The sequence below is a fragment of the Rhodoplanes sp. genome (assembly GCF_013377085.1).
GTDB lineage: Bacteria > Pseudomonadota > Alphaproteobacteria > Rhizobiales > Xanthobacteraceae > Rhodoplanes.
In genome coordinates, this window is sequence record NZ_JACAAX010000079.1 from 1 (window position 1) to 10,607 (window position 10,607).

Annotated in this window: 7 protein-coding genes; 4 read left to right on the forward strand and 3 right to left on the reverse strand. The window is 69.4% G+C overall.

What is annotated here, in order from left to right:
• Positions 1 to 269: 269 nt before the first annotated feature.
• Positions 270 to 1,454 carry an MFS transporter gene (locus HXX10_RS28570; RefSeq protein WP_296526857.1) on the forward strand — a complete coding sequence of 395 codons (1,185 nt, stop codon included), beginning with the start codon at positions 270 to 272 and terminating at the stop codon, positions 1,452 to 1,454.
• 97 nt (positions 1,455 to 1,551) lie between these two features.
• Here HXX10_RS28570 and HXX10_RS28575 read toward each other — a convergent pair whose 3' ends face one another.
• From HXX10_RS28575 to HXX10_RS28585, 3 genes are all read right to left on the reverse strand, one after another.
• Positions 1,552 to 1,914: an MmcQ/YjbR family DNA-binding protein gene (locus HXX10_RS28575; protein ID WP_296526859.1), complete on the reverse strand. Its 363-nt coding sequence runs from the start codon at positions 1,912 to 1,914 to the stop codon at positions 1,552 to 1,554.
• A gap of 319 nt (positions 1,915 to 2,233) precedes the next feature.
• Positions 2,234 to 3,604, reverse strand: a complete 1,371-nt coding sequence (locus HXX10_RS28580; protein ID WP_296526860.1) for a pyruvate carboxylase subunit B — start codon at positions 3,602 to 3,604, stop codon at positions 2,234 to 2,236.
• A gap of 562 nt (positions 3,605 to 4,166) precedes the next feature.
• The gene (locus HXX10_RS28585; protein WP_296526862.1) at positions 4,167 to 4,565 is read right to left on the reverse strand and encodes a phasin family protein; all 399 of its coding nucleotides are present in this window, start codon (positions 4,563 to 4,565) and stop codon (positions 4,167 to 4,169) included.
• Between the two features lie 256 nt (positions 4,566 to 4,821).
• On the opposite strand from HXX10_RS28585, the gene HXX10_RS28590 reads away from it, so the two are divergent.
• The 3 genes from HXX10_RS28590 (at position 4,822) to HXX10_RS28600 (ending at position 10,428) form a co-directional block, all read left to right on the forward strand.
• Positions 4,822 to 8,034, forward strand: coding sequence for an ATP-binding protein (locus HXX10_RS28590; protein ID WP_296526865.1), 3,213 nt, complete (start codon positions 4,822 to 4,824; stop codon positions 8,032 to 8,034).
• A gap of 370 nt (positions 8,035 to 8,404) precedes the next feature.
• A complete protein-coding gene (locus HXX10_RS28595; protein ID WP_296526866.1) occupies positions 8,405 to 9,151 on the forward strand; it encodes a DUF1194 domain-containing protein in 747 nt (248 codons plus the stop codon).
• Between the two features lie 239 nt (positions 9,152 to 9,390).
• Complete coding sequence (locus tag HXX10_RS28600) at positions 9,391 to 10,428, forward strand: extracellular solute-binding protein (protein ID WP_296526868.1); 1,038 nt, start codon at positions 9,391 to 9,393, stop codon at positions 10,426 to 10,428.
• The last annotated feature ends 179 nt before the right edge of the window (positions 10,429 to 10,607 follow it).

Below are 10,607 nucleotides of genomic sequence, written 5' to 3' on the forward strand. Positions count from 1 at the left end.
TTCGTCATGCGACGAATCTTACATCAGCTCGACCCGCCGATTCTTGCCCAGTCTCGGCGCTCCGTCCAGGCTACGGAAGAAGCCGGGCTACGCTTGCTAGTCGTCGATGCCGGGCGGATGCTCGGTCCACTGTCCGAAGTCCGGGACGTGCCAATATCGGCTATGGTGGCTCGACATTCGAAACCGCGAACGTGCCCCCTGGTATTGCCGCCGCTACGCAGATCGAGCCGACGAATCGCGGGTGACACACGGAGGTCTCTGGATCGACGATGGCCCGCCTCAAGGACGTGCCGGCGGGCATATGGGCGCTCGGCTTCGTCTCGATGCTGATGGACGTCTCCTCGGAGATGATCCACGCCCTCTTGCCCATCTACATGGTCACCGTGCTCGGCACCTCGACGCTCGCCGTGGGCATCATCGAGGGAATCGCCGAGGCGACGGCCGCCATCACCAAGATCTTCTCCGGCGCCCTCTCGGATTGGCTCGGCCGCCGTAAAGGACTTGCCGTTCTGGGCTACGGGCTCGCCGCGTTCACCAAGCCGGTGTTTCCGCTTGCGCCGGGGCTCTCCTGGTTGATTGCGGCGCGTTTCATCGACCGCGTCGGTAAGGGCATCCGGGGCGCGCCACGTGACGCCCTCATCGCCGATCTCGCACCGGCTGAGGTTCGCGGCGCCAGCTTTGGCTTGCGGCAGTCGCTCGACACCATCGGCGCTTTCGTCGGGCCCCTGCTGGCAATCCTGCTCATGCTGGCGACGGCCGACGACTTCGTCGCCGTGTTCTGGGTTGCCGTCATTCCGGCGTTTGCCGCCCTCGCGCTGATCATAGTTGCGGTCCGCGAGCCGGATCGCCCGGCACTGCTGCGCCAGGTGAAGTCGCCGTTGAGTCAGGCGGAGCTGGCCCGGCTCGGTGCGGACTATTGGCGGGTGGTGGCGATCGCCACGGTCTTCACCCTTGCCCGATTCAGCGAGGCCTTTCTGATTCTCCGTGCCCAGTCCGTCGGCTTGCCGATCGCGCTCGTCCCGGCCGTGATGGTGCTCATGAATGTCGTCTACGCACTGGCCGCCTATCCGGCCGGCGTCTTGTCGGATCGCATGGACCGGCAAACGATTCTGATCGTCGGCCTTGGTCTCCTGATCATCGCCGATGTGGTGCTCGCCCTGTCGAGCGGGATCGTCGGCGTTGCGGTCGGCGTGATCTTCTGGGGGTTGCACATGGGTCTGACTCAGGGGCTGCTCGCCACCCTCGTCGCGGACACGGCGCCTGCCGAGCTGCGCGGCACGGCCTACGGCATGTTCAATCTCATGACGGGGCTCGCGCTGCTTGCCGCGAGTTTGATCGCAGGCGGTCTGTGGGACGCGATCGGCCCCGCGAGCACCTTCTTGGCCGGCGCGGTCTTCACTGCGCTTGCCGTCATCGGCCTGCTGACCTTGCGCCGCGGGAAGGTGGCAGCGTGAAGGGTGCAATCAGCGGCAGCGAATTGCGCCGTCCTGCTGCGGTTAGGTCGCGCGCCGCGTGTCGCTGCGCTCAGCCCGCCCGGCGACTCGATCCGCACTACAGCCCGTCCAGCCCCAGCGCGATCCGCGTCTTCCCGGACAGGCCCTGCGCCACGATGGCGTGCGACTGGCGGATGTAGTCCCGCAGCTCGGCGTCGGGCAGGCCGGGTTTGGCAAAATGCTGGATCCATTTCAGGCCGCGCGAGGCGAGGTAGGGGGCGGGGCGCAGGCCGGGCTGGTCCTTCAAGAGCTCGAAGGCGATGTGGCTCACCTTGAAGGTGATGCCGGCGCCGTCGTCGGTCCAGCCGCCGATGGCGAACACCTTGCCGCCGACCTTCCAGACATGCGAGCCGCCCCACTGGACCACATGGGTGGTCGCCGGCAGGGCGCGGCAGAAGGCGTTGAATTTGTCGCGGGTCATGCGGCGGCTCTCGATCCGGGTCCGCGATGTCGCCTGAGCGTGAGGTCGATTTATGGCGCGGGCGTGTGTCTGGTGACGCGCCTTTGCCGCGACGTGATCACGTCGGGTCGTGTGGCAGGCCGCAGCCTGCGCTCTCCCCCGCTCGCGGGGGAGAGGGGGCGCGTGCCACACCCGCGAGCGCTTTTCGCGCGGCGTTCCCCCTCCCTGACCCTCCCCCGCATGCGGGGGAGGGGACACGCGCGCCGATGAACTGACGCCGATGTCCTGACGCCGATCACCTGACGCCGATAACGTGGCTGCGTGTCGCCGAAGGCCGCGTCTACTCCGCCGCCATGTCCATTTCGCGGTTGGCCGCAAAGAACTTCAGGGCGACCTCGGGGAACAGCGCGTAGGAGAGCACGTCTTCCAACGTCGCGTCCGGATAGCCCTTGTCGGCGAGCTTCTGCTTCAGCATGTCCATCTGGGGCGCGATGTCGTCGGCGGGGCGGTGGTCGATGACCTTCTGGCCGGCGATCACCTCCTTCATCACGTCGAGGATCGGGGCGGGCGTGCGGCCATAGGCGCCGCGGGCCAGATCCTTGATCTCCTGCGGCACCACCTTGTAGCGGCCGCAGATCACGTTGAAGGCGGCCATCGAGCCGACGATCTGGCTGGTCGGCGTCACCAGCGGCGGATAGCCGATCTCGGCGCGCACCCGCGGCAGCTCCTCGATCAGCTCCGGATACTTGTCGGCCTTGCCCTGCTGCTTGAGCTGGTTGAGGAAGTTCGACAGCATGCCGCCCGGGATCTGGAAGGTCAGCACCTTGGTGTCGATGTCGATCGCGGTGTCGAGCTTGAAGGTCGCGGCCAGATCCTTCTTCACCTTACGGAAATGGTCGGCGATCGGATAGAGCTTCTCCTTGTCGATCTTGGTGTCGCGCGGATGGCCTTCCAGCGCCGCCACCAGCGCCTCGGTCGCCGGCTGCGAGGTGCCGAGCGAGAACGGCGACAGCGCGCAGTCGACGATGTCGGCGCCGGCCTCCATGGCCTTCAGATAGGTCATCGACGCCATGCCGCTGGTGTAGTGGCAGTGCACGTCGACCGGGATGCCGACCTCGTGCTTGATGGTCTTGACCAGGTCGTAGGCCGTGTAGGGGGCGAGCAGGCCGGCCATGTCCTTGAGGCAGAGCGAGTCGGCGCCGAGATCTTTCAGGTCGCGCGCGAGCTTCAAGAAATTCTCGGTCGTGTGGTACGGGCTGATGGTGTAGACGATCGCGCCCTGCACATGGGCGCCGGCCTTCTTGGCGGCCCGCATCGAGGTCTCGAGGTTGCGCACGTCGTTGAGCGCGTCGAAGATGCGCACCAGGCCGATGCCGTTGTCGACCATCCGCTGCACGAAGGTCTCGACCACGTCGTCGGCGTAGTGGTTGTAGCCGAGCACGTTCTGGCCGCGCAGCAGCATCGAGATCGGCGTCTTCTTGATGTACTTCTTGAGCGTGCGCAGGCGCTCCCACGGATCCTCGTTGAGGAAGCGCAGGCAGGCGTCGAAGGTGGCGCCGCCCCAGGCCTCGAGCGCGAAGTAGCCGATCTCGTCGAGCTGCTCGAGCATCGGGATCATGTCGGAGGTGCGCATGCGCGTCGCCGCCAGCGACTGATGGCCGTCGCGCAGGACAGTTTCGACGATCTTGAGGGGCTTCTTGTTGGTCGTCACGAGGCTCTCCCGCGTTTCGAGGGCGTCACGAGCGGTCCACGCCGACTGCGGCGCGGCAGGCGGTCCCGGGTCCGATCACAATGTCAGGTGACGGAAGTAATAGGGCGGGAGGCTCCGCCGATGCAATCCGCATGATGCGCGGTTCCGGCATGAATCCGGGGTTGCACGGACCTGCTATGATGCTGCACCGCAAACCGAAATCGGAATGGCAGGGGGGCCATGGCGACCAAAAGGCTCGCCCCGGCGCGGTCCGCACCTCGTGGGCCCGGTATGTTGCGGCGCAAAACGAAACCGCCGGCCGCGGCGTTCCGATGGAACGGCGGCCGACGGGCCGGCGATGCGGATCCTGCACGAATCCTGCACGAATCCTGCGCGGGTCGTGCCGACCAGGGTTGTGCCGGAGCCCATCGACGCGCGAACCGAGCCCGCTCAGGCGGCGAGGCATCCCGATCGAGGGATGCTCGCGCTGATTGTGACCCGGATCCCGCTTAAGTGCACTGCAGCATACCCGCTCCGGCATTTATGGTGCGATGCACCATAGCGCCATGGCAGGCCGGACCGATCAGGCGCCGGGACCGTTCTTGGCTGACTTGACGCTGTCCATGGCGGTGCGGGTGGCGGTATCGCCCAGATCCTTGATCTGCTCGCTGAGCACCTGCATCTGCGTCTGGACGAACTCGGTCTGCATCCGGACGAGCTCCTGGATGTCCTTCGCCTGGACGACCTTCTGGGCGAACTCGAACGCCGAGACGACGTTGCGTTCAGCGAAGTTCATGGCCTTCTTGCTCATGCCCTGCGCGCCGACTTGGCTCGCCTTGACGCGCTCCTCGAACGTCGAGACGGCCTCCTGGGCGGCCTGCATGTAATTGTTGAAAGCCAGCTTCGCCTGCTCGACGCTGCGCTCCGCGACGGCCCGCATCTCGACAGGAATCTCGAAGGGCGGTGTCGTGCCTTTGATCATCTTTCCTCTCCTGTTCTGGCGGACTCGACCCCGGCCGCCTTCAACCCGGTCATTATTGCACTGCAACATAAACATTGCAAATCCAAACAACCCGTACGGGATATTTCGCGCTCCGGTGGTGGCCGGGCCGGGGGCCCGTTAAGGTTAGCGGTGAGTTGCCGGGGACCTCGCGCGCTCGCCCGTGGACGCTCGTGGATGCGACGCCTATTAGGGAATTGTTTACGATACTCCAGGTGTTGCCACGCGGACGGACCGGATGGGAGAGCTGTCGGACCACCTCGCGACCCTACTGAAATACCGCGTCGCGGCTGTTGCGCTCCGGGCTGATCCCGTGTGGCTGTGGCGCCCCGACGCGACCCGCCTGCTATGGGCGAACGCCGCCGCGGCCGCGGCTCTCGGCGCCGAGAGCCCCGCGGTGCTGGGCGATCGCCGGTTCGACCCGCGTGATCCCGTGTTCGCCCAGATCGTGCGGCTCGGCGCGACCCTCTATCCGTCCGGCGTCGCCAGCCTGCACCGGCTGCGCGGGTTCGGCGCGCCGCTCGGGCGCCCGCTGCTGTGTGCCTGCACGCGCTTGGCCGTCGAGGGCGGCGCCGCCGTGCTGGTGTCGGCGCGGGAGCCGGTCGGACCGCGCCTGGCGCTCGCCGAGCGTCTGCGCCGACTCCTCGACGGCGTCGATGCGCCGCTTGCCGCCTTCACGCCGGCCGGCGCCCTGCTCGCCGCGAACGCGGCCGGCGCCGCGCGCCTCGCCGGCGCAACGACGCTCGCGGCCATCGGGGCCGATGCCCTGAGCCCGGCCGCGCTCGCCGACGGCACTGCGTCCGGCGACACGCCGCTCGGCCGCGCCGAGATCGTCAAGCTCGGCGGCGATGCCGAGCCCGTGCTGCTCGTGCAGTTGCCGCCCGCGGCCGTCACGGTCGTGCCGGCCGGGCCGGCCGCGGTCGTTTCCGAGCAGCCCGCTCCCGAACAGCCGGCTTCCGAGCTGCCTGCGGCCGAGCCGCCGGCGGTCGAGCCGCCGGTGCCGGAGCAGCCTGCCACAGAACAACCCGCCGCCGCCGAGGCGCCGCCTCACGACCGTCACGACGACGAAGCCGCCTGGTGGGCCGATGCGAGCGCGGACCAGTCCGCGGACGAGTCCGCGGAGGTGTCGGTCGAGGCGATCGTCGAACCGCCGGCAGACCAGCCGGTCGCGTCCCGAATGTCCGAGGCGGCGGCAGACACGTCGGCGCCGCCGCTGCTGCGCATCGACATGCCGCTCGACGACCGACGCTATCCGCTGCGGTTCGTCTGGCAGATGGATGCCGAGGGCCGCTTCACGCTCGGCTCCGACGAGTTCACCCAGGCGATCGGGCCGCGCGTCGCGCTGGCGCTCGGTCGTCCATGGCGGGAGATCTCCGACCATCTCGGCCTCGACCCCGAGGGCCGCGTGATGCGCGCCGTCGAGACCCACGACACCTGGAGCGGCATCACGGTGTCGTTCCCGGTCGACGGCAGCGAGGAGCGGCTTCGCGTCGAGCTGTCCGGCCTGCCGGTCTACGATCGCAACCGCACCTATCTGGGCTATCGCGGGTTCGGCGTCTGCCGCGACATCGGCCGCCTCGCCGTGCTCGGCCGCACCCGCCGATCGCCGCTGTTCACGATGTCGGAGCCGCCGCTGGCGCCGGCCCCGGCCGCAGCGCCGGATCGCCCGGCCACGCCGGCGCTGCGCGACAGCGCCGATGCGCCGCCGGTTCCGCCCGACAGCCTCGCGCCGGAAAACGTCGCGCCCGAGAACGTGGTGCGTTTCCCGGCGCTCGGCGATCCGCGCGTTCCCGCCGGCGGGTCGGTGCTGAGCGCCGGCGAGCACAACGCCTTCCGGGAGATCGCGCGCCAGCTCCAGGCGCGGCTCGCCGGCGACGCCGGGCCCGATGCTCCGCTCGCCGCCGACCCGGACGACGGGCTGCAGCCGCTGCTGCCTGGCCTGCTGCCCGACGAGACGCCGAAGCCGCGCCGCGACCAGCCGACCATGCTGCTCGACCGCCTGCCGGTCGGGCTGCTGATCTATCGCTTCGACGAGCTCCTCTACGCCAACCGCGCGTTCCTGGAGACCACCGGCTATCCGGATCTCGCCGCGCTGGCCGCGGCGGGCGGGCTCGACAGCCTGTTCGTCGCCGGCGACTCCGATCTCGCGACGGCGCCCGATCCGCACGGCCAGTCGCTCGCCATCCTGACGAGGCGCGGCGACCGCAAGCCGGTGGCGGCCCGCCTGTTCTCCATCCCGTGGGACGGCGAGACCGCCTTCGTGCTGGCGCTGGCGCCGGGCGGCGACGAGCGCAGCAAGGCCGGCGAGCTGGCGCTGCGCCGCGCCGAGGCGACCATCCGCGAGCTCCACGCGATGCTCGACACCGCCTTCGACGGCGTCGTCGTGCTGGCCGCCGACGGCCGCATCGTCTCCGCCAATCACAGCGCCGATGTGCTGTTCGGGGCCGAGGCCGGCAGCCTTGCCGGCGCGCCCTTCGAGGGGTTGTTCGCGCCGGCGAGCCGCGGCGTCGTCCACGACGTGTTTTCGCGGGTCCGCCGGACCGGCCGGCTGACCGTCGAAGGCGGCCGCGAGGTGACCGGGCTGGTGCACAATGGCGGCGCCATTCCGCTGTTCATGACCATGGGCCCGATGGCGGACGGCAGCGACCGCCTGTGCGCCGTGTTCCGCGACCTGACGCCGACCGGCCTGCCGCGCGACACCCGGCTCGCCGCGCCGCCGGCGCCGCGCCGGGACGAGGCCGGCGGCGATACGGCCGTCACCAAGGCCGACTTCGTCGCCAAGCTCGGCCATGGCCTGCGCACGCCGCTCACCGCCATCGTGGGCTTCGCCGAGCTGATGCTGGAGGAGCGCTACGGGCCGGTCGGCAACGAGCGCTACCGCGAATATCTGCGCGACATGCGGGCCGCCGCCGACCAGATGGCGGGGCTGATCGACGACACCCTCGAACTGTCGCGGGCGGAAAACGGCGCCCTCGAGCTGACCTTCGTGGCGGTCGACCTCAACGACATCGTCCAGGCTGCGGTCAAGACCATGCAGCCGCAGGCCAATCGCGAGCGGATCATCATCCGCTCGTCGCTGGCGCCCAGGATGCCGACGATCGTCGCCGACACCCGCTCGCTGCACCAGATCATCCTCAATCTGCTCGCCAATGCGATCCGGCTGACCGGTCCCGGCGGGCAGGTGATCGTCTCGACCGGCCAGAACCCGCAGGGCCAGGTGGTGCTGCGGGTGCGCGACACCGGCACCGGCATGAGCGGCAAGGATCTGGAGATCGCCCTGCAGCCCTTCGCGCAGGTCGCCACCGCCTCGCCGGCCGGCACCGACCTCGGCCTGCCGCTCACCAAGGCGCTGGCCGAGGCGAACCGCGGCACCTTCGCGATCACCAGCCGGATCAACGACGGCACCCTGGTCGAGGTGACGTTCCCGCGCCCGAAGATTCCGGCCGAGTAGGGCCGGTCCCGGCCTGTCCGGGCGGCGGGATCGTTTCCCGCCGCGGATGCGTTATGCTCGCGGTGCGGCCTTCGGCGGCCGCGCGAGATGCATCCGGTCCGCGACACCCCCGCGTGGACCGCCTTGCGGAACGGCCGCCTCTGTCCTGGCCGGCGACGTGCGCGTGTCGGGGCGATCGGAGGCGGCGATGCGCGGCATATTGCGGGCATTACACCGGTCGTCACAGTCTCTGACCCGTCATGCGCGGGCTCGACCCGCGCATCCATCGCTTCAAAACAAGAGCTTCGTCCGAAGTTCGATGGATTGCCGGGTCGAGCCCGGCAATGACGATAAAGGTCGAGGAGACCGAAGCCTGGTCGTACGCAAGGCGATGCTCGCCGCCGCGATGCTGGCGGCGGGGCTCCTCGCCGTGCCGGCCGCGCGGGCCGAGGAGGTCGACCTGCTGCTGGCGCTCGCCGCCGACGTGTCGCGCAGTGTCGACGGGGCCAAGTTCCAGCTCCAGCGCGACGGCTATGCCGCCGCTTTGACCGATCCGCGCGTGGTCGCCGCCATCACGGGCGGCACGCTCGGGCGCATCGCCGTCGCCTATGTCGAATGGTCGGGCGCCGGCAACCAGAAGGTCGTCATCGACTGGACCGTGATCCGCGACGCCGACAGCGCCGGCAGGTTCGCCACCCATCTTCTCGAAAGCCCGCGCGCCTTCGCCGACCGCACCTCGATCTCGGGCGGCATCGATTTCGCCGTGGCGCAGCTCGAGCGCGCCCCGATGACGGCGCCGCGGCGGACCATCGACGTCTCCGGCGACGGCACCAACAATTCCGGCCGCGACGTCACCGCGGCGCGCGACGAGGCGGTCGCCAAGGGCATCACCATCAACGGTTTGGTCATCCTCACCGACCAGCCGCTGTCGTGGAACGCCGAGCACACCAATCCGGCCGGCGGCCTCGACCATTACTACCGGACCAACGTGATCGGCGGCCCGAGCGCCTTCGTGATGACGGCGCAGGACTTCAACGCCTTCGGCCAGGCGCTGATCAACAAGCTGGTCGCCGAGATCGCCGCCGTGCCGGCGCCGCGCGCCGCAGCGTTCGACGCCGCGGATATACGGCTGCGCTGAGGCCGGATCGTCGACCGCGGCTTGGCGTCGCAGCGTAGGCCGTCCGCCGCCGGCGAGCGAGGCCCGCAGCGCGGCAGGCGCGGGTGAATTCCGTCCGAGATTGCAATCATTCCAACTTCGGAACTCTTCTAAGTAATTGATCGATGTGGTGATTTCCTTGACCACGGCAAGGCCGCTCCCGTAGCTCTCGGACATGTCCGAGCCGCGCGACCCGCCCGGCGCGCCCGAGAGGAGCCCTCATGCCGCGTCCGACTCTCCGCCGCTGCCGCCTGCTGGCGGCCCTCGCCGTCGTCACGGCGCCGACCGCCGTCTGGGCGCAGGCCACACCGGCCGGCGAGGTCAATGTCTACACGTATCGCGAGGCCAAGCTGGTGGCGCCGCTGTTCGAGGCCTTCACCAAGGAGACCGGCATCAAGGTCAACACCATCTCGGCGAGCGCCGGGCTGGAGCAGCGGATCGCCACCGAGGGTGCCGCCAGTCCGGCCGACGTGCTGCTGACCGTCGACATCGGCCGCGTGAAGGAGGCGATCGATCTCGGCATCGCCCAGCCGATCCGCTCGGCGCCGCTCGACCGGATCGTGCCGCCCCAGTACCGCGATCCCGGTGGGCTCTGGTCCGCCGTGTCGGCGCGCGCCCGCGTCGTCTACGCCGCGAAGGAGCGGGTGGCGCAGAACGAGATCACCTACGAGGAGCTCGCCGATCCCAAGTGGAAGGGCCGGGTCTGCATCCGTTCCGGCCAGCACATCTACAACAACGCGCTGTTCGCCGCCTATGTGGCCCATCACGGCGAGGCGAAGGCGGAGGCGTGGCTGAAGGGCGTCAAAGCCAATCTGGCGCAGAAGCCGTCGGGCGGCGACCGCGAGGTGGCGCGCGACATCGCCGCCGGCAAGTGCGACATCGGCCTCGGCAACACCTATTACTGGGCCCTGATGAGCGAGCGCGAGCCCGACAAGAAGGCCTGGGCCGACGCCACCAAGGTGATCCTGCCGACCTTCGCGGGCGCCGGCACCCACATGAACGTGTCGGCCGTCGTGCTCGCCAAGAACGCGCCGAACGCGGCGAACGGCCTCAAGCTGATCGAGTGGCTGGTCGGCGAGCACGCGCAGAAAATCTACGCCGACATGAATTTCGAGTACCCGATCCGCGCCAGCATCCCGCCGCATCCGGTGATCGCCGCCTATGGCGAGCTCACCGCCGACCCGCTGCCGATCGCCACCATCGCCGCCAACAAGAAGACGGCCGCGACCCTGGTCGACAGAGTGGGCTTCGACAACTGAGCAACCGCGCGAGCACGGGACGCCCTTCACCCTCCCCTGGGCAGCGCGGCGGAGCCGCGCCGGGAGTGTCGCGCGTCCGCGCAGCGGACGTGCGGGGTGGGGTGATCGGCGAAGCCGGTCTTCTTGGCTTCACCCCACCCCGGTCGCGAGCTGCGCTCGCGCCCGACCCTCCCCCTCCA